The organism is Desulfosporomusa polytropa (genome assembly GCF_055380075.1).
The window spans coordinates 3,890,338-3,910,143 of the sequence record NZ_AP042400.1 but is presented as its reverse complement, the minus strand read 5'-3'; the positions used below and the strand labels follow the sequence as shown (position 1 = coordinate 3,910,143).

Below are 19,806 nucleotides of genomic sequence, written 5' to 3'. Positions count from 1 at the left end.
TGATACTTACTATCATGGTATCTAAGCAAGGAGAGACAAAATATGGGTTTATCCTCCCTATATGCAGATCTTATGGATTCATCAAAGAAGAAATTAATCCTACAGCAGATTCAGGTACTTCATTACATGCCAGGGCGTGTTCGGGTCTACTCAAAGCACCTAATCAATCATCCGGAGAGAGTCCAACAAGTGAATTCATACTTGTTGGCAATGCCGGAAATCAAGCAGTTTACCATTAATTCTGCCACCGGTTCGATACTTATTCAATATTCTCCTGGTGATGTTTCGCGTAATCCTTTTCTTCGGGACGTAGAGCAATTGGTAGTTAAACAATATGGAAGGTGATAGTAAATGACCTATCTTACAGGATTGGCTTTGGGTATTTCTGCTGGGGGTAAACTCCATCAGCTACTTGGGGGAGCACGGTTTTCCTTGGTTCATGCTTTGCCTGGGAGACGGCGCTATCAACACGATGATTTACTCAATAATAAAGAGTTGGCAACGGAATGGGAACAGCATTTAACCAGAGTCAAAGGGATTAATACAGTTAAGGTAAATTCGGTTACAGGCAGTATTCTACTGGAATATAGCTGCCAGGAAGAATATATTGACTTAACTATGAATTATCTCAATGAACTGCATAAGATGCCAGACCCCCGTTCTGATTACGGTAAACTAGGTATAAATATTCGCAGTTTGTGCCGAAGAATGAACCGCAATATTTTTAAAAAGACTGGCTATACCTTGGATTTGCGTACCGTGCTAGCGATAATAATGTTTGTTGGTGGAACTGCAAAAATTTGGAGGCTAGGCCAGCGCCCTGCTGGGCCGCAAATGGTGTGGTGGGCTTATTCTTTACTGAAAGGGCGCTGCTAATGGCCTTCCAATATATAACATTTCCCTTAGCGACAGTATTATCCAGCCGCCAACAGGCTTTACTTGAAGCCGATATTCGGCAAATTCCAGCGGTTGTCAGTGCCTATGCGGGTGATGACAGAAATGTGGTTATATATTATAAGGGACAGCTACCGATATCTGAAGTGAACGCCAAGTTACCGCAGGCAGCTGCAATTAGCAAGGTGCAGCATGTGGGAGAACAATTGTCCCCTTTTGCCGAATATCGGCGGGATGCGATCTTAGCCGGAGCTGGATTGGTGGGGTTGCAGTTATTGCGCATGGCTGGGCCGGGCACGTTTATTGCGTTGTATTTGGCTAGAAGCGCTTTTGTACTCTTCGTAGCCCGCAAGTTTATTGCCAGCGGTGTGCGCAGCTTAGTGATTGAGCGGCAGCCCAATGCCGATACATTGACAACAACTGCAGTCGTGGCGTCGATATTAGGGGGGAAACCTGAATCCAGCCTGACCCTCTTAGCATTATCTAATTTCGCCGAGATGCTTACTACCTATACGGCAGAACGCGCCCGGAAGCATATTTCCATGCTGTTGAGACTAGATCAGCAGTATGTTTGGAAAATTGAAGAAGGCAACCATGAAGTGCGAGTAGCAGTGCAAAGCCTAAAGCCTGGCGACCGAATCGGTGTACACTTGGGCGAAAAAATCTGCGTGGATGGCCGGGTGCTGGCTGGGGCAGCCGCCGTAGATCAATCATCCATTACCGGTGAATACATACCTGCGGAAAAAAGTGAGGGTGACTATGTATATGCAGGCACCGTTCTTCAAAACGGCTTTCTAGAGATTGTTGTGGAAAAGATGGGCGATGACACGGCAGTGGCTCGTATTGTTCATATGGTCGAAGAAGCTCAAACCCGGCGAGCACCTGTGCAGAACTTTGCTGATCGTATGTCTAATATGCTTGTCCCCATTTCCTTTATTGCCGCTGGCTTGGTATATGGGGCAACTAAGGATTGGCAGCGGGTGCTAAATATGCTGTTTATTGATTTTTCGTGCGGCTTAAAGCTTTCTACGGCTACTGCTATCTCGGCCGCTATTGGACGAGCCGCTAGCCGGGGCGTATTAGTCAAAGGTGGCAACTATGTGGAGGCTTTGGCAGGCATTGATACCGTTGTGTTAGATAAGACAGGTACAATTACTATTGGTAAGCCACAGGTTATAAGCGTTAAAACCGCTTGCGGAGTTAGTGAACGGGAACTGTTGCTCCTGGCAGCATCGGCAGAATTTCATTCAGCCCACCCGCTGGCATGCGCTGTATTAGAGTACGTAAAAAACCAAGGCTGGCTGATACCGCCACATAGTAGTACTGAAACCATTGTGGCAAGGGGAATTGTGGCCGAGGTACCTGATTTTGAAGAGATATGTGGTGGGCGCGTTTTGGTAGGCAGTAGGCGGTTTATGGAAGAGTATCAGATTGATTGCCAGCTTTTTGGCGATCAGTCTGGCGCAGAGCGCGGCTTTAACCTGGTCTATGTGGCACGGGGCAAAGCGTTGCTAGGAGTACTGGTAGTAAGTGATCCTATTCGCCCCAACATGAAGAAGGCTATCAATCGCTTGCGGCGACAAGGTGTTGACGAAGTCGTCATGATTACTGGAGATACGGAGCCTGTTGCTAACCATGTGGCAACTGTACTGGATATTGACGGATACCATGCCGAGGTATTGCCTGAGGATAAAGCTACATTGGTGAATAAGCTTAGACGGCGGTCACAGGTACTCATGGTCGGTGACGGCGTCAATGATGCTCCCGCGTTGGCTTTCGCTGATGTAGGGGTGGCTATGGGTGGACGGCGTACAGACATTGCCGTAGAATCAGCAGCTATTACCATTAATTCCGAAGATCCGCTCGTGTTGTCAGAAGTAGTCACGCTGGGTAAACAAACTATGAAAATAGTTCAACAGAATTTCACTGCTACCATTGCCGTTAATACGGCAGCCATGCTTCTCGGGGCTATTGGCCGAACTAACCCAATGATTTCGGCGCTGATCCATAATGCTGCAACAATTGGCGTGGTGCTAAATAGCGCGCGGATTTTGATAGCAAATAAAAAAACTATATAAATTATTTTTAATGAAAGGGGGTGAAAATATGTTTGCAAGAAGTGATTTTTGGATAGGTTTAGTTGTTGGTACTCTTGCAGGTGCTTTTGGGTACAAAATGATGTCTGAACATTCAATGCAAGGCTTATTGCCAACTATGCCAATGAATGCTCCTCAACAAGGTATGGGCGAGATTTCGGTAGACGAACTTATGCGTCAAAAAGAACGGCTGGAAGACTTAATAGCAGAACGGCAAGATGGTATGGTTAAAGCCTAGATAGTAAGGTGAACATATACATTTTTTGCCAGCAAAATTATAGCAACCAGTGGTAAAGTGTATTTATATGAAGTGTTTTGGAGATCCTCTTTATGATGGTCTCCATTTTTTTTACAATGAGTGTAATTATATTTTTGAAAAAACGAGCCACAACTCGCAAAAGAAAGCGCGCCTATGAGCGGAGAATCCAAAAGCGCTGTAGTGAGTAGCAATGACACCTAGCAGGCGTTAATCAGGCGTAGCAAGACTTTATGTGTGAATAGAAAAGCAGTATGATTACACTTAGTAAAAAAACACAAGGCCGAGTTCCAGAATGGAAGCGGAGGAACCACTTTTTGGGGTTAATTTTGCCAATTGGCAAAAGGGATGTTTTTCTCTTGTCATCCTACCCGACAGCTAACTTCGCAGGCTAAAGCAAGAGGTCGAAAGACCGGCAGGTCTTTTTTTTGTGTTCAAATTGAATAAGGAAACTGGAGGCGCTACTATGATGCGCGTACTGCGCCGATTACTTATCGGCAAGCCACTTCATAATCGGGAATTGGCTCATGAAAAACTTCCTAAGTGGAAGGCACTGTCTATTTTTTCCTCAGATGCGTTATCATCGGTTGCTTATGGTCCGGAACAAATTATGCTTGCGTTGGTTGCTGTTCCCAGCCTGGTAGCTTACGGGTTTATGGGGCCTGTAGCGATAGGCATTCTGTCACTGCTGGCCATTGTAGTGTTATCCTATGTGCAGGTGGCCAAAGCCAATCCTGAGGGTGGCGGGGCCTATACGGTAGCCAAGAAGAACCTGGGTAAGATGCCGGCGTTGGTGGCAGCTGGCTCTGTTTTTGCTGATTATGTACTGACAGCTGCGGTGAGTGTCTCGGCTGGCACAGCAGCTATTGTTTCGGCTTTTCCTGCTTTGGCGGGGCGGGAAGTAACTATTGATGTACTGGTGCTTTTTGCCATATTAATGCTGGTTAATTTGCGCGGAGTCCGGGAATCCTCCAATGCCTTCGTAATACCTACCTACGCTTTTTTACTTGGTATCATTATTTTAATTGCAATAGGTATATGGAAGTCTGTTACTGTTGCCCCCTACATGCTGCCACCAGAGTCATTAGCTCGCCAGCAGTTGGATTGGTCGATGCTGTTCGTGATTCTACGGGCCTTTGCTAATGGTTGTAGCTCAATGACAGGGGTTGAAGCTATTGCTGATAGTGTTCCTATGTTCCGAAAGCCAGAAGCCCGCAATGCTGCTATTACTACGTACTGGATGGCAGGAATCCTGGGTTTTATGTTTCTGGGAATTACCTACCTTGTCATGCATTATCACATTTTACCAATAGCTGAGGTAACGGCTATGTCGCAATTGGCAGAAGAAATTTTTGGCCGATCGGCTGCCTATTATTATATTCAGATTACTACGATGATGGTATTATATTTGGCAGGCAATACGGCTTATAACGGCTTGCCGGTGCTGTTATCCATTGTTGCCAAAGATGGATATATGCCGCGTTATTTGGCGACACGCGGCGAGCGGCTGACATTTTCCAATGGTATTATTTTACTTACTGTTGCGGCCGCTCTACTAATTATCGTGTTTCGGGGAAATACGGAGCATCTCATTTCTTTGTACGCCATTGGCGTATTCATTTCTTTTACCATTGCCCAGTCTAGCATGGTTGTTCACTGGAACCGGGAGCGTGGTAAAGGGTGGCAGATTCGGGCTTTGCTAAATGGCATTGGCGCTCTTACCACTGGTCTGGTTGTTCTTATTATTACCATAACAAAATTCATCTATGGCGCCTGGATTGTCTTATTGTTTATTCCCATTATGATCTACATCTTTACAGCTATTAAGGGCCACTATAATTCTATTGCCGACCAGCTGCATCTGCCGGAAGAATGCTATGAAAAAGGAGCAGCCACATTTCCCGAGGGTAAACACATCGTTATTGTGCCTGTTTCGACAACGACGCGCGTGGTGTATGAAACCATCAAATATGCCAAGATGATTGGTGATAATATTCTGGCTGTTCACGTTTCTAACAATGAAGAAACGACAAAAAAGGTCATTGAAAAATGGAAGCTGTGGGACCCGGGTGTAGAATTGATCGTTATCCGTTCGCCGTATCGGTTATTAATGAGGCCACTTCTGCATTTTATTGAGAAGAAGGAACGGGAAAAGGGGCCGGATGATTATATCACAGTCATTATCCCCGAGTTTGAGACCAGGAAATCCTGGCATCGCCTCTTGCACAACCAAACCGGCTGGTTTTTACGAAATACGCTTATTTGGAAAGAAAATGTCATTGTAACTACCGTACCCTATCATTTGAAAGTATAGGAGAAAAGCCTTCCAGAGCTTTAGGCACTGGAAGGCTTTTTCTGTCCAGATTGAAAGAATAACTTTTCTCTGGATAAGGGCAACATCAATTTCCGCTTTCGCCAAAGGCTCAGCGCAAGTCGGGTTTTCAAAATATATCAGAGAGTATAAAAATGGAGAGCTTACTTATCTTTTACCCAGTCTTCGGTAACGCAAACATATTTAATTACCTGTCTAAAATAGGTAAAAGTAATATGAATTTTCCCATCGGCTGTTTGTTTTATGGATGGATAGGAATATTCACGATTCAGTTTTTCTTTGGAGTTATTGGTTAAGCAATAGCCGTCGCCCACTTCCAGGTTTCGGATGTAGGGCCATGTGTTACCGTTATCTTGGGAAATGGCAAGGGTCATTGGCGCTCGCGGTGCACCCCAGAAAGCAGTCTTTCCATTCAATTCGGGTTCCGGAGCTTCCTCAGATTCTGTTATTTGAGGCGTTGGTTCACAGTCATCTTCAATTTCATCATAAAGGGATGCCCGGCGTTCTGCGCAGTTTTCCGCATTTACATTATTGAATACAAGAGCCAGGTGTCCATTGTTGAGTACTGTGAACTGAATGGAAGAATTATTGTTGGGAAGTACTGTCGGGACAGGCTGAGTCCAACTTCTGCCGTTGTCGTTCGAATGACTTACATAAATATTATCCGCCCAGCGGCTTCTGAAAAGAGCCAATAAAGTCCCGTCCGCCAGTTTCTCGACATTCATATGCACACAACCGGTACTGTTCGGAACTTGATACTCTACCCAAGTCATGCCATTATCTGCAGAAATTTTTACCGCACTGGTATCCTGATATCCTATCCATTTCTTGCCTGGAGCTGTTTGGCAGTAGAAGATCGGGATAAGCCATTCACCGTTGTCTAATACAACAATTGGTTGACGGATAAAGGTGCCTGAAGTATCAAATAAGGTTTTGATAGAACCCCAGGTGTATCCGTTATCTGACGATATTCGGTATTTGACAATCGCTGTATCCTGATTGCCGGATTTCTGCGCCGTGTATAACAGCCATAACTTGCCGTCTGGAGCGGGAAAGAGGATGGGATTCTGTTCCGAACGTGTGGCATCCTCAGATAATTTGACTTGTGTTGTCCATGTGGACTCGCCGCAGTTTAGTCTGGACAGATAAATGGATATATCGGCAATGCCCTCTTGTGTTCCGCCAAACCATACACACAGCAAATCACCATTCGCCAGCGGCATAATGTTTGAGGCGTGGTTTTGCGGACATTCCGTCGGCAAATAAGCTTCGGTACGGGCTATGTCTTCTGCTGGATGATATAGAATACCTGGATTTTTACCGTAGCTGTTATTCATAACCATCACCTCTACTACTCAAATAATTTTTTGTATATTTCCCGGATATCATCCTTATTCATGGGTTTCGGATTGTTATTCAGCAATCGGGTTACTTTCAAGGAAGCTTCCGCCATAGAGTCAATGTCGCTTTCGTGAATACCTTTTTCCCGCAAGTCTACTTTAAGATTTAAATCATAAATAAGAGAATATAGGTTGTCAATCATTTTTTCGGCTGCCTGTCTGGCTGAAAGCCCTGCTGTCTCCAATTCCATGGCAACGGCGATGTCCTTGAATTTTTCCTCAGCCGCATCCAAGGTGAATTTCATAACATGAGGTAACAGAATGGCATTTGACAAACCGTGAGGGATATGATATTTACCACCTAGAGGATACGACAGGGCATGTACGGCGACCGTGCTTGAGGTGGCAATCGATATTCCCCCGAACATGGCCCCAAGGAGCATATCTTGGCGGGCTGCAAGATCCTTTCCGTTGTTGTAAGCCTTCCGAATGCTTCGGGATATGAGGTTGATTGACTTTAGTGCAAAGGTATCGCTAAAGGGATTAGCCTTTTTTGATATATAGCATTCAATGCCATGCGCCAGAGCATCCATTCCTGTTGCGGCGGTAATAGCTTTGGGCAGATTGACGGTCAGCTCAGGATCGAGAATAATGCAGTTTGGCAACATTTTTTCGCTGACAATCCCGATCTTTAATTCCTTTTCGGGTACCAAGAAGATGGCATTGGGAGTCGCTTCAGCACCTGTTCCGGCCGTAGTCGGAATCATTAATGTGGGAATACCGCGCTTTGTAATTTTGGCTCCGTCCAATAATTCCCGTATGGAATGGGCATTGGTCAGCATGATTGCCACAATTTTTGCGACGTCCATGGAACTGCCGCCGCCAAGGCCGATAATCATTTCACAGCCGGAATTTTTGGCTGTTTCAAATATTTGACTTACCTGATCGGCATTTGGCTCTGGCGGTGTGGTATTGATGATTTTCACTGCAACCCCGGCTGATTCCAGCAGGTTTTTAGGTTTTTGAACCAGACCTGCATTCCATACTCCTTGGTCGGTAATCAGCAACACCTTTTTTGCCTGATAATCTGTAACGATATCACTAATTGCTTTTATACTGCTGGCACCTGCGACAATTTTGCCGGCATTTACCAAAGAATAAACTTCTGTATTCATCGTCTCATCTCCATGCTTTATTTATAGTGTGCAAGAGCTTTTTTGATCTGCTCGTCCGCTTTTTCGCTAATACTGACAGCAGGGCGGCGTGCCGGGCCCGCATTATAGCCTAAGAAATTCATCGCCCTTTTTACTACAGAGTTAGGATTGCCTAATTTTAAAGTGTCTCGAATAGGACGTAAGCTGGCTTGGACTTTTTGTGCTGCAGCAATGTCGCCCTTTTCCCAGAGTTGGTATATTGACACCAAAATCTCCGGGAAAAGATTGGCAATGCCGGAAATAGCCCCCGTGCCTCCGGCCATCAATGCCGACAGGATAAGCGAATCGTTCCCAGAAAGAACGGCAACACTGCCCTTGCTTTCTTCGATATAACGCAGCATATTGTCAAAATTGCCGCTGCTGTCTTTAATCCCGACAATATTCTTTATTTCGACCAGGCGTAGGAGCGTGTGATAATCAATGCTATTGCCGGTACGCATGGGAATATTATAAAGAATGATAGGAAGGGTGACCGCTGACGCAACTTCTTTATAATGGTTATATATTTCATCTTGGGAGAGTGCCGCAAAATATGGAGTGATAACGGAAAGTGCACTTACCCCCAGCTCCTCGGCCTTTTGGGATAAATGGATTGTATCTCTGGTTGTAACACAGCCAGTACCTGCGTACACGGGCAATCTGCCGTTGTTTTCACTGACTACTATTTTTATTACTTCTAGTTTTTCCTCAAAACTTAACGCATAAAATTCTCCATTTGTACCCAGGCAAAACAAACCATGTACTTCGGCCTGAATCATTCTGTTTACCTGGGAACGCAGTTCCTGTTCATTAATTTTCTCGTCAGGAGTCATTGGGGTAACCATAGCTGAAATTATGCCTTTCGGTATAAACATGTTGTACAACGCCTTCTCTCTTTATTTTATCTGCGATCACAAGCACTATCAGTCAATCTCATGATATATGTTATATATAACATATATCATGTTAATGTAAATACTAAATTAAAACATATTGTTTGTCAATATTATGCTGTGTGAATTTTCAAAAAATAATAAACTGATTTATTCATCTTTTTTATTGACAATCTAATTTCATTATAGGTAGTATATAATATACATGATGCTAGATTATGAAAGGAAAAGGTTCTATTATGAATTTACCCAGAATTGATACTTCTAATTTATTAGATAAAACATATAACATTCTAAAAGATCGCATTTTGAATCGTCAATTTAAACCTAATGAAAAATTGTCGATTCCAGACTTATGCAAGCAACTTGGAGTTAGCCGCACTCCGGTTCGCGATGCCTTAAACCGTTTGGAAATGGACGGCTTAGTAAAGACTGTTTCCAAAGTGGGCACTTTTGTTAATACGGTTGATACACAGGATGTTCTTGACTCCTTTGATACCCGTCTAATGTTGGAACTTTGGGTTGTCGATAAACTTGCTGATTTGCCAGAACCGAAGCTTATCGAACTGACCCATACTCTTAGCGTCATCTTGGACGCCACCAACGAATTATTGCAGACAGCTACTTTCGAGACCTTTCTAAAATCAGACTATAATCTGGCTTTTCACATGGAATTCATTAAAGCAGGAAAAAATAAAAGAAACGAAGATATCTATCTCAATGTGATGAATTACCACTTATTGGCGAGTCAATACTCTTTAATAAAAAAGAACATGGTAACTGCTGCTTTAAATCAGCACTATTTGATTATTAGTGCTTTAAAAGAAAAACGGGTTAATGCCCTGAAAGATGCAATCAAAATGCATTTGGATGATGCCAGACAGCAATTAATCAGCGAACTATCAGAAACGGACAAATAATCAGCAACGGGATAACCGTTTTTATACTTTGCCTTAAACGTAATGTTGCCATATTGTTGTAAATAAGCCTGTACCGCATAATGGTACAGGCTTATTTATTGATAAATTATTTATATTTGGACAATTTGCTCTACTCTATTGACAAAAGATATTTTCTAAATTAGTATTAAAACACGATATATGTTACATATAACATATATCGTGTTTGCTTGGCATTGGGCACTTATATTGGAATATTGAATTATTTTTAGCTCTTACTGATTTAGCGGAATCATCAATGTTGCGAGGTGATAAATCGAAAAAGAAACATACCAATATTCTCAATTATTGGAGTTTTGCAAAAAACGAGTACAGTGCAGAGGCTAAGCAATAAATCTTTAGCTGCAAAATATGAAATAATGGGGGAAAACTTATGGATAATAATTTAACACCAAGTGTTGAAGAAAAAGGAGCGCCAATACCAAAAGGTTTTTTTGGTTACTTAAAGTCTTTCGGTCCAGGAATTGTTATCGTGCTTACCTGGCTGGGAGCAGGGGATTTGGTCGATTGTTCTGTAGCGGGAGCAAATTACGGGTACGCGTTGATGTGGGGGCTTGCTCTCGCACTTTTTGCCCGGTTTGCCATGGTAAACGTTATTGCTAAGTTCCAACTGATGAATCCGAACAGATACTCGATTATGGAAGGATACCACGAAGTATCACCCAAGTTTCCACTGATATTGGTCTTCGGTTCAGTACTATACGGACATATAAGTGCGGCGTATTGCCTTTCCGGGGCTGCTAACGCAATTTACGAAATTACGGGTCTGGGCTCTGTTATGATGTGGGCGGTTATAAATTTGCTGATAGCAGTTGCAATCACTGGCAAAGCTGTATACAAACAAGTTGAATTAGTTCAAAAAATAATTTTGGCTGTTATGACCATTGCACTCCTGACCGCGACGGCTATGGTAAAACCAGATGTGGGCCATATTATCTCAGGATTAGCCTTTGAAATGCCAGAACAAATGGGATCGTATAGCGCTATATTTGTTGTAATATCTCTGATCGGCGCGATCGGCGGGTCGATTGCCAACCTTTTATATCCTGTATGGATGAAGCAAAAGGGTTTTATTCGGCCGGAACATAGAAAACTTCAGGTATATGATTTATTGTTTGCTATTATTATGATGATCATTATAAATCTGGCTGTGTGGGTTATTGGCGCGGAAGTATTGCATCCCAAAGGCTTAACTATTAGTAATGTTAAGGACCTTGCAGGGCTTTTGGGGAACGTTGCTGGCCGCAGCGGCGAACTATTAATCTACCTTGCTATATGGGCAGCGACCTTCAGTACGGTTGTCGGTGGTTCTGATGGTTACATGAGACTTGCAATGGATGGTTTACATACTGCTAAATCGGAACGTAAAGTACAATACGGCGATAACTATATTAAAGATCCGCTCTTTAAAGTATTTTATGTTATTGTGGTCATTCTGCCGGTATTTTGGACATTACCTGGCATGCCCGGATTTGTATCTTTAACGGTGTTTGCGAATGCAGCTTTGATTTTTTTCCTACCGCTGATTTCAATCGGCTTGCTGCTAATTATCAATAACAAGAGGTTAATGGGCAAAGATGTCCACAATATAATGGATAATCTTCTCCTGGGTGTGCTGACCATTTTGGCTCTATACGGAGCCTATCACATGGCAGTCGAGTTTTTCAAAAAGATTGTTGGTTAATTAAACTGCCCTCTGAGCAGTAATACTAATTTTGCGCTGTATAAACTGCATAAAAGGCAAAATTAAACCCAGGATACGGGAAATCCCCGCTATTCCTGGGTTTAATAGCTTACAGAATGGACATTTATTGGACGATGTATTTATTTTTCAGGTTTCTATTATTACAAAATGCTGTCAACATAGCGCTTTACTTCTTGAACATAAATTGCATCAGGAATAAACTTTTCTTCTAATAACTTCTTTGTTTTCTCCGATAACTGCATAGTGGTAACAATTTCTTTACCAGCTGTTTCTAAAACCTGCAGATAATTGGAAACCATAGGAAGTAATTCATCTACCTGAGTATTCAGAAGAGCACCTTCGGAAGTATAAATTTCACCAATTACCTCAGTGCCAAGATTGCGTGCATGGCGTTTAATCCAATGAGAAATCACTTGAAAATGAGATTTTTCAGGATAACCACAATTGGACATCATTATTAGTTTAGGTAATGCACTGGTAGTTAAATGGCGACATTCTCCAACTTTATCTTTATCCCAATAAGGACTGCCAATTACCATTAATCGGTCAATAAAGACTTTTAACATACTGGAGATATTATCAAAATAAAGAGGAGTGGCCCAAAGCCAAATATCTGCATTTTGTAATAAATGCAGCACTTCATGCATGTCATCTTTCAATACACATGTTCCAGGAGTTTTGAACCAACAAGCTTTACATGCTGTACAATACCCAATGTCCTTGTCTGCTAAAAAAATATTTACCGTTTCTGCACCAGCTTGTTCCGCCCCTTTTAAAAAGTTACTAACCATAATATTGGTATTGCCTGTTTTACCTTTATGGCTCCCATTAACAGCGGCAATTTTCATTATTAGTACTTCCCTTCTTGTCAGCTTATCTATGTAAAGAGTATATCAAATGAATCCAATATATTACAGACTGGTAATTAGGACCAAATTTTGGTATAATATTCATAGAAAATAGTATGCGAATTCTATTGAATTAAAAAGAAGCAATATCGGCTTCCACCTTCGCCAAGGGCTCGGCGCAAGACGTGTTTTCTAATAAATTTTTATTTGGATTTCATATAGACAAGTCAGGATTGTTTGATATATAATGATACAGGTTGATGCACTGAAGTTTTGTCAGGCAGCAACTTGACAAGCTTTTTGCTAGTGGTTATAATTAAGCAGTATTATTGAGTAGCATCTTATGTAGCCTGCAAGGTTACAAATTTGTTAACAAGTACCAGTTGCATTAGCTGTTCAAATAAGATATAATAATGTTCTGTTGAGAGCACTTGGAGAGATGTCCGAGCGGTTGAAGGAGCACGCCTGGAAAGCGTGTGTACGGGAAACTGTACCGAGGGTTCGAATCCCTCTCTCTCCGCCATATTAAACCAAGAATTGAAGCCGGCTACGGCTTTTTGTTTTCTAGGACGGGCTATAGCAGTGCCGGGTCTTGCGCAATAGGAACTCATGAACCGCGTCAGGTCCGGAAGGAAGCAGCGCTAAGTGATACCTCTTATGTGCCGTAAGGGTGCCTGGTGGCTGCTGTGGTCCGTCGTGGACAACAAGGCGGTAGTCAGCTGGACAATAACATAATTTTCTAATGAAGTAGCCCAATAAACAGGCTGCTTTTTTGTTATATAGTATTAATTTAATTATTTTCTTCAAAAAGGGAAATATTTTACCAATGTGGAATAATAAATGAGCTATATATTTCACATTAAAGAAGTTTGCAGGCGCAGGCGGGTGGTATAGAGGGGGTGTGGGGATGGCTTATGTAGCTTTATATCGGAAATGGCGGCCGCAGGATTTTGACAATCTGGTTGGCCAGGAGCATATCAGTATTACCCTGAAAAATGCCATTACTACTGACAAAATTGCTCATGCCTATCTGTTTGCCGGGCCGCGCGGTACTGGTAAAACCAGTACTGCCAAAATTCTGGCTAAAGCGCTTAATTGCCAGGACGGTCCTACTGTCAATCCTTGCAATCATTGTAATAATTGTGATAAGATCACCGCTGGGACCTCGATGGATGTCTTTGAAATTGATGCTGCTTCCAACCGGGGGATTGATGAGATTCGAGAACTTAGGGAAACGGTCAAATTTGCGCCTGTAGATGGACGTTATAAGGTGTATATCATCGACGAAGTGCATATGCTGACAACAGAGGCTTTTAATGCTCTGCTCAAAACCTTAGAGGAACCACCAGAGCATGTGGTTTTTGTGCTGGCAACTACTGAACCGCATAAGATTCCGGCTACCATCCATTCGCGCTGTCAACGCTATGATTTCCGGCGGATTAGCGTCAAGGAAATCGAACAGCGGTTAGATGGTATAGCTAAGCAGAGTGATATTAAGGCTGCCCCGGAAGCATTGAGGTTGATTGCTGTACAAGCGGAAGGCGGCATGCGTGATGCCCTTAGTATTCTGGATCAGTGTTCCACCTTGGAGGATAGCGAGACGATAACAGTAGAGCATGTGCGACAACTGTTAGGACTAATTGGTCACGAATGGGTGTGGCAGCTGACTGATGCGATTGCCGGACGGGACGCGCATATGGTATTGTTGAAGCTTGATGAACTTATTCAGATGGGGAAAGATATCCGCCAACTATTGCTGGAGCTGGCACTGCATGCCCGCAGTCTGATGTTGTATAAAGCTGCTCCTGATATTGATAGTATTGAAGTGTATAGTGAAGATAAGGTAGTGCTTGCCGCCCAGAGCGCCCAGTTTAGCCATCAAGAGTTGGTACAGATGTTGGAAGTATTACACCAGGCTGCCAATGAGACCAAGTGGGCAGCTGAACCGCGCATTGCCGTCGAGATGGCGCTAATTACCCTATGTCGCCGGGCTGCAGGTAGTGATGTGGCTGCGTTGCTTGAGCGGGTTGCCGCGCTTGAGGCCAAACTGGCTAATCAGCCGGCGATAGCTGTTGAGATTAGCTCTGCGGTGGGTGCGCCAACGGTAAGGCAGCCGCGAACGCCTGCTGTCCAGCCACATAATCTTCCCATGCAACCTAAGGAAAATTCGCAAACGTACCAAAGACCGCAGGTTGCATCGGCAAGTCAGGGTACGCCTGTCAAACGCCCTGCTACGCCTCAACCGGCGTTGGCTCAGTCTGAGCCTGAGCAGACTGGGCCTGCTGTTAATGCTGGTAACCTATCAGAGATATGGAATGCTATGCTGAAAGAACTGTTAACTAGCGGTAAGCGGTCTGTGCATGCCTGTGTCATGCAAGGCCACCTAACAGCGCTTACCGATAATCAGGCCATGGTTCATTTTGCGGCGACCTTTCCCAAAGAGCGCACTGAGAAGGACGATTATCGGGCGATTGTTGAAAAAACGCTGGCACAAGTCTCAGGACACCAAGTACGACTTGTTTGCTCGCTGGGGGTAGTCGCGCCTGCTGCTAAACCGGCTATACCGCCAGTGACAGCAGCGCCACCGGCATTGACTGATGCTGAACTCAATAGTCCAGCAATCCAGGAGGCCCAAAAGATGTTTGGCGGCAAAGTAATTAAGATAGAAGAATAAAATGTTTTAGGAGGCTGACAATATGTTTGGTAATATGGGAAATATGGCAGGAATGATGAAAAAAGTACAAAAGCTTCAGGTCGAGATGGGCAAACTGCAAGAAGAACTGAAAGGCCGTACTCTGGAGGTATCGACCGGGGGTGGTGCAGTAAAAGTGGTTATTACTGGTGAAAAAAAGATTCAATCGATAAAAATAGCACCTTCTGCTGTTGATCCTGAAGATGTAGAAATGCTGGAGGATTTGGTAGCGGCTGCTGTCAATGAAGCTATAAACAAAGTGGATGATATGATGTCCCAAGAGATGGGCAAGCTAACCGGCGGTCTAAATCTGCCACCAGGAATGCTGTAATCCATGAGTTATATTGCGCCGATTGGCAAGCTGGTTGAACAGTTTCGCCGCTTGCCGGGCATTGGACCGAAATCTGCGGCTCGTCTTGCTTATCATGTGCTTAAGATGGATAATAGTCAGGTAGCGGCGTTGGCACAGGCCATTGTTGAGGCGAAAGAACGGGTAGGCTATTGTTCGGTTTGTTTTGACTTAACTGACACTGATCCTTGCCAGATCTGCCGTTCTGAGGGGCGAGATCAGTCAGTGGTGTGTGTAGTGGAGGATCCGAAAGATGTGGCCGCCATGGAACGTACCCGAGAATTCAAAGGGTTGTACCATGTACTGCACGGCGCTTTGTCGCCCCTAGAAGGTGTAGGCCCGGATGATATAAAAGTGAAAGAATTGCTAGCCCGGGTTAATCAAGGGCTGCAAGAGATTATCATGGCAACTAACCCCAATGTCGAAGGCGAGGCTACAGCTATGTATGTTGCCAAGCTCCTAAAACCGTTAGGCGTAAAGGTTACTCGTATTGCTCACGGTTTGCCGATGGGCGGCGATTTGGAATATGCAGATGAAGTGACATTATCAAAGGCCCTGGAGAATCGCCGGGAGATGTAGTATGTTTTATTCTGCCTGTTTATGGGAATACTCGTAAACAGGGGGAGATGTGTATGAGAACAGCGATAATGCAAATTTTTAGTAGGCTGCTGCAAAAAAACATACCTGTTACCAAATACCAGCCTTTGAGCGAGCAACTGAAACAAGCAAAGTACGAATGGCTTAGTGCCCAGAATTATTATAACAATGTGTCAGATGCGGATTTAGTTGATTATGCAGCTTATCATATTCAGGCTGCCGAAAAAAAATATACATATCTGCTGAAACGTGCGCGCCATGAGGGGCTCCGCTCTTCGCCATTTGATTAGCTAATACTAAAATACCGGATTTTGTCCGGTATTTTTTTCATTATTTGGGACTGGCCAACATATATTGATATAAGTACAGTATTATGTTGGAGGGATAAATATGGGGGTATGGCGAAGGTTATTAGGACTTTGGGATACTGAACAATTTTGCGCGAAAGGCAAGAATGATCTGGTCGATATAATTGACCAGGCCCGACTGGACTGGTTAGCTGCCCAAAGTTACTATAAAACAGCAACTGATCCTGATTTGATCGATTATTCCATATTTTGGATTAAGGCATGTGAACGCAGGTATATGTATTTGCTCAAAAAAGCGCGACAAGAGGGAATTCGGCATCCGGGGACAATAAGTATGTCGGGAATTACTGAGGTAAGGACTATACGCCAGGCATTTTAGCGTGGTAAAATGAAAGGAAAAGGCTGCGCTAAAGAGGGGGAACTGAAAAAATGGGATTTTTACCAGCAGGTTTAGAATTCAATGTTATCATTGCTTATGCATTTGGAATCATTTTAATTTACCTTATTGGCCGAATGTTGACAATGCCGATACGACTTGTGTTCAAATTGATATACAATGGCTTGGTAGGCGGAATTGTGCTCTGGGCAGTTAATTTTGTCGGGGCTTACGTTGGTTTTACTATCGGCATAAATCCAATTACTGCACTTATTGCTGGTTTTTTGGGCATACCGGGAGTTATTTTGCTGATTTTGTTTAAACTATTTATTAATTAGAAAAGACTTGGCTTATGCCAAGTCTTTTCTAATATAAGGAGACAAGGAGTGTAGACGCTACGTGGAGGCAGAAAAAGCGGCAGAGCAGATGCAGCCAATCATCGAGGCTTTTGTTGGCGAATATGCCAGCGGTAAGAGTGAAAATGCTGTGAATCGGGCCATTTATTTAAAGCAACAAGGTTTGCCGGTAACTATTGTTGACCTAGATACTGTAGAGCCGTGCTATACGCTCCGGCCTATTAAGCAAGAATTGGAAGGATTGGGCATTGATGTGGTGGCCTGGGAAACACGGGATACTATTGGCCTGGGTGAGGCTGGTAATGTAATTAAAGGTTCGATGCGCTGGGTGCTCCGGCGTAAAGGCAATATCATCATGGATATTGGCTATGGTGTGCATGGAGCCAGGATTTTTAACATTATTGAAGGTGCATTTGATAATCCCTACCTGAAAATCATTGCGGTGCTTAATATGTCGCGTCCGTTTACTTCCACAGTAAACAATATTTTAGAATATGTGGCAACACTGGGGCGAGTAGATGCTGTACTCAACAATACCCATATGGCAGAAGAAACCACTGTTGATATTGTTGAGCTGGGGGCCAAAGGGGTAACCGAGGCAGCCGGGCGCATCGGTGTACCGGTGGTAGCGACCGCTGCTGTAACGGAAATTGCCAAAAAAATTGGATCAGTGGACTGTATGGGCAATCCGGTGTGGCAGCTAGAGCGCATCATGCCGCGTACTTTCTGGTAGTGAACTCGTTTCAGCAGAGCTGAAACATCGGGGGTTCAGGTGGAGAGTCTACTCCACCTGAACTGACGTCGCCTGTAGAGGCGGGAGTCTTGACTCAGCGATTAAGATAAAACAAGGGTTGTCAAGTACAAAACCCGGCACAGGTGGCCGTACTGTTTACGTCCGGCAACCCTCGTAACTCCGTGCTCCCCTGGCCTTTGCCGGAAAAAGCGTTCCGCAGGAGAAAAGCCGGGCGGTATTCCGTTAAGAAATCCGTACTGTCTGAGCGTAGCGAGTTTACGGATTTTAGGAATATCGTTCGGCTTTTTAGCTTTTGGAGGCTTGGGGCCTAAACCTTTTGTTACTTTTGGGGCAATGCCAAAAGTAAGACCCCTTTCTTTGTATTCGATTGACTGGATATCTGATGTGCGCAAATCCAAAGGCCCGCGTTAGCGGGTTTTTATATAGGCTATTACTGAATATATCTGCGGGCACCAATATAATGCTGGGTGTAATAATCTTCTGATAAAGAATTAATAGTGACTTGTTTAGCAACCGAGCTGGCATGAATAAACTTGCCGTCACCCATATAGAAGCCTACGTGGGAAGCGCCGGCTTTATAGGTTGTAAAAAAGACTAAGTCACCGATTTTTAAATCGTTTTTATTTATGGCATTACCGGTAGCATATTGTTCGGCAGCCGTCCGGGGGATGGTAATGCCACTTTCTTTCATTACATATTGGGTGTAACCAGAGCAGTCCCAACCAGTAGGAGTATCGCCACCCCAAACATAAGGGACACCCATATATTTCTGGGCATTTTTAATAATCTCAGTTCCTTTTGTACTATTACTCTCGACTGTTTTCGGGCTCATTGCGGCCCCTAACGCTGAGGGTATATCGGTAGTACTAGTATTTGACGTACCAAGAACCTTGCCAAGCAAGAGTGCTAGCAAGATGTTTAATAAATTGCTGGAACCGCCGCTGCTTTGGGCAGAAGAACCTGTAATATCAGCGAGAGAAAACGCTTGAGCAGGTGCTGCCGGGATAAAGAGCGTGGTAAAAACAGCCAAAAGCAGCACGCAAGCAATGTGATGAATATAGCGTTTCATAGACGCCCTCCTTATCATAGGTATTTATTTGTGAGTTACTTATAAATAATAACATTGATTAATTATTATGTAAACAATATAAATTTACCATAAGAAAAGACCTTATCCTGTAAAGCAACCCTAAGGGTTGCCAACGATAAGGTCTTTGAAGTATAAAGACTAGTCTTTCTTAGTTCGTAAAGACTGTAATACCAGTGTGGCAGTGGCAGCGTTAGTGGCTACCGGGATATTGTGAACATCGCAAAGTCTAAGGAGTGCGGTAATATCTGGTTCGTGCGGCTGGGCGGCCAGCGGATCGCGCAAAAAGATAACAATATCAACTTTTTGGCAAGCAACACGCGAACCAATTTGTTGGTCACCGCCGAGTGGCCCGGATAGATAGGTGGTAACAGTCAGTCCGACCTTTTCCTTAATTAGTTTTCCTGTAGTTGCAGTAGCTATTAGATCGTATTGTGCGAGTATATCTTTATTTTCTAAAACAAAGTTAAGCATTTCTTCTTTTTTGTGGTCATGGGCAATGAGCGCAATAGTTTTCATAAGTTCACCTCATTATGATATAATCTATAGTCTTATCATAGCATAAACGGCTAATACATAATATAAACATTGTGTTAACAATTTGCTATCAGGGCAAATATTCCTTGACTTTGTTGTTGCTAACTGGTACTATAATCCACGAAATACAGTATACAAAACAGAAAATTATTATAATTTAACGAGTGGAAGTGTGTCTAGGGTTCCGGCAGTAGCCTGTGTCTGGTCCGAGCGGCGCAAGACCCGGATGGGTCA

The 19,806-nt window shown here is 43.6% G+C and carries 20 protein-coding genes, 1 tRNA gene, 1 other RNA gene and 1 riboswitch; of the genes, 16 read left to right on the top strand and 6 right to left on the bottom strand.

The annotated features are described in order from the left end of the window. Positions 1-42: 42 nt before the first annotated feature. From ACZ449_RS19920 to ACZ449_RS19900, 5 genes are all read left to right on the top strand, one after another. On the top strand, positions 43-345 hold the full coding sequence (locus ACZ449_RS19920; RefSeq protein WP_464257801.1) for an HMA2 domain-containing protein: 303 nt from the start codon (positions 43-45) through the stop codon (positions 343-345). A gap of 6 nt (positions 346-351) precedes the next feature. After that, positions 352-876 (top strand): HMA2 domain-containing protein, encoded by a 525-nt coding sequence (locus tag ACZ449_RS19915; RefSeq protein ID WP_464257800.1) that lies wholly within the window; start codon positions 352-354, stop codon positions 874-876. Beyond that, positions 876-2,972, top strand: a complete 2,097-nt coding sequence (locus ACZ449_RS19910) for a heavy metal translocating P-type ATPase (protein WP_464257799.1) — start codon at positions 876-878, stop codon at positions 2,970-2,972. The genes ACZ449_RS19915 and ACZ449_RS19910 overlap by 1 nt, the downstream gene beginning before the upstream one ends. A gap of 28 nt (positions 2,973-3,000) precedes the next feature. Then, positions 3,001-3,228: a hypothetical protein gene (locus ACZ449_RS19905; RefSeq protein ID WP_464257798.1), complete on the top strand. Its 228-nt coding sequence runs from the start codon at positions 3,001-3,003 to the stop codon at positions 3,226-3,228. 289 nt (positions 3,229-3,517) lie between these two features. Beyond that, positions 3,518-3,654: riboswitch (cyclic di-AMP (ydaO/yuaA leader) on the top strand. A gap of 58 nt (positions 3,655-3,712) precedes the next feature. Continuing rightward, positions 3,713-5,560, top strand: coding sequence for an APC family permease (locus ACZ449_RS19900; protein ID WP_464257797.1), 1,848 nt, complete (start codon positions 3,713-3,715; stop codon positions 5,558-5,560). A gap of 161 nt (positions 5,561-5,721) precedes the next feature. Here the strand turns inward: ACZ449_RS19900 and ACZ449_RS19895 are convergent, their stop codons facing one another. Genes ACZ449_RS19895 through dapA form a run of 3 tightly spaced genes read right to left on the bottom strand, consistent with a single transcriptional unit; the run spans position 5,722 to position 8,986 of the window. Continuing rightward, the gene (locus ACZ449_RS19895; protein WP_464257796.1) at positions 5,722-6,915 is read right to left on the bottom strand and encodes a sialidase family protein; all 1,194 of its coding nucleotides are present in this window, start codon (positions 6,913-6,915) and stop codon (positions 5,722-5,724) included. Between the two features lie 14 nt (positions 6,916-6,929). Further along, positions 6,930-8,093, bottom strand: coding sequence for an iron-containing alcohol dehydrogenase (locus ACZ449_RS19890; RefSeq protein WP_464257795.1), 1,164 nt, complete (start codon positions 8,091-8,093; stop codon positions 6,930-6,932). A 17-nt stretch (positions 8,094-8,110) separates the two neighbouring features. Further along, entirely contained in the window at positions 8,111-8,986 is an 876-nt protein-coding gene (dapA, locus tag ACZ449_RS19885; RefSeq protein ID WP_464257794.1) for a 4-hydroxy-tetrahydrodipicolinate synthase, read from the bottom strand. Between the two features lie 257 nt (positions 8,987-9,243). Between dapA and ACZ449_RS19880 the strand changes: the two genes are divergently transcribed. Beyond that, positions 9,244-9,924, top strand: coding sequence for a GntR family transcriptional regulator (locus ACZ449_RS19880; protein WP_464257793.1), 681 nt, complete (start codon positions 9,244-9,246; stop codon positions 9,922-9,924). 412 nt (positions 9,925-10,336) lie between these two features. Further along, positions 10,337-11,647, top strand: coding sequence for an Nramp family divalent metal transporter (locus ACZ449_RS19875; protein WP_464257792.1), 1,311 nt, complete (start codon positions 10,337-10,339; stop codon positions 11,645-11,647). Positions 11,648-11,808: 161 nt separating this feature from the next. Here ACZ449_RS19875 and ACZ449_RS19870 read toward each other — a convergent pair whose 3' ends face one another. After that, the gene (locus ACZ449_RS19870) at positions 11,809-12,516 is read right to left on the bottom strand and encodes a flavodoxin family protein (RefSeq protein WP_464257791.1); all 708 of its coding nucleotides are present in this window, start codon (positions 12,514-12,516) and stop codon (positions 11,809-11,811) included. Positions 12,517-12,949: 433 nt separating this feature from the next. Here ACZ449_RS19870 and ACZ449_RS19865 point away from each other — a divergent pair. The 9 genes from ACZ449_RS19865 (at position 12,950) to ACZ449_RS19825 (ending at position 17,927) form a co-directional block, all read left to right on the top strand. Then, a tRNA-Ser gene (locus tag ACZ449_RS19865) sits at positions 12,950-13,039 on the top strand. A gap of 60 nt (positions 13,040-13,099) precedes the next feature. After that, an RNA gene (gene ffs, locus ACZ449_RS19860) (signal recognition particle sRNA small type) lies at positions 13,100-13,199 on the top strand. Positions 13,200-13,423: 224 nt separating this feature from the next. Continuing rightward, entirely contained in the window at positions 13,424-15,190 is a 1,767-nt protein-coding gene (gene dnaX, locus ACZ449_RS19855) for a DNA polymerase III subunit gamma/tau (protein ID WP_464257790.1), read from the top strand. Between the two features lie 22 nt (positions 15,191-15,212). Next, positions 15,213-15,539: a YbaB/EbfC family nucleoid-associated protein gene (locus ACZ449_RS19850; protein WP_464257789.1), complete on the top strand. Its 327-nt coding sequence runs from the start codon at positions 15,213-15,215 to the stop codon at positions 15,537-15,539. A 3-nt stretch (positions 15,540-15,542) separates the two neighbouring features. Then, on the top strand, positions 15,543-16,136 hold the full coding sequence (gene recR, locus ACZ449_RS19845) for a recombination mediator RecR (protein WP_464257788.1): 594 nt from the start codon (positions 15,543-15,545) through the stop codon (positions 16,134-16,136). Positions 16,137-16,189: 53 nt separating this feature from the next. Continuing rightward, positions 16,190-16,444 carry a YaaL family protein gene (locus tag ACZ449_RS19840; RefSeq protein WP_464257787.1) on the top strand — a complete coding sequence of 85 codons (255 nt, stop codon included), beginning with the start codon at positions 16,190-16,192 and terminating at the stop codon, positions 16,442-16,444. Positions 16,445-16,544: 100 nt separating this feature from the next. Next, positions 16,545-16,841, top strand: coding sequence for a YaaL family protein (locus tag ACZ449_RS19835; RefSeq protein ID WP_464257786.1), 297 nt, complete (start codon positions 16,545-16,547; stop codon positions 16,839-16,841). Between the two features lie 50 nt (positions 16,842-16,891). After that, on the top strand, positions 16,892-17,176 hold the full coding sequence (locus tag ACZ449_RS19830) for a pro-sigmaK processing inhibitor BofA family protein (protein WP_464257785.1): 285 nt from the start codon (positions 16,892-16,894) through the stop codon (positions 17,174-17,176). 61 nt (positions 17,177-17,237) lie between these two features. Continuing rightward, a complete protein-coding gene (locus ACZ449_RS19825) occupies positions 17,238-17,927 on the top strand; it encodes a hypothetical protein (protein WP_464257784.1) in 690 nt (229 codons plus the stop codon). Between the two features lie 451 nt (positions 17,928-18,378). Here ACZ449_RS19825 and ACZ449_RS19820 read toward each other — a convergent pair whose 3' ends face one another. Together ACZ449_RS19820 and mgsA are read right to left on the bottom strand one after the other, a co-directional pair. Beyond that, positions 18,379-19,017 carry a C40 family peptidase gene (locus ACZ449_RS19820; RefSeq protein ID WP_464257783.1) on the bottom strand — a complete coding sequence of 213 codons (639 nt, stop codon included), beginning with the start codon at positions 19,015-19,017 and terminating at the stop codon, positions 18,379-18,381. 159 nt (positions 19,018-19,176) lie between these two features. After that, the gene (gene mgsA, locus ACZ449_RS19815; RefSeq protein ID WP_464257782.1) at positions 19,177-19,554 is read right to left on the bottom strand and encodes a methylglyoxal synthase; all 378 of its coding nucleotides are present in this window, start codon (positions 19,552-19,554) and stop codon (positions 19,177-19,179) included. Positions 19,555-19,806 lie beyond the last annotated feature (252 nt).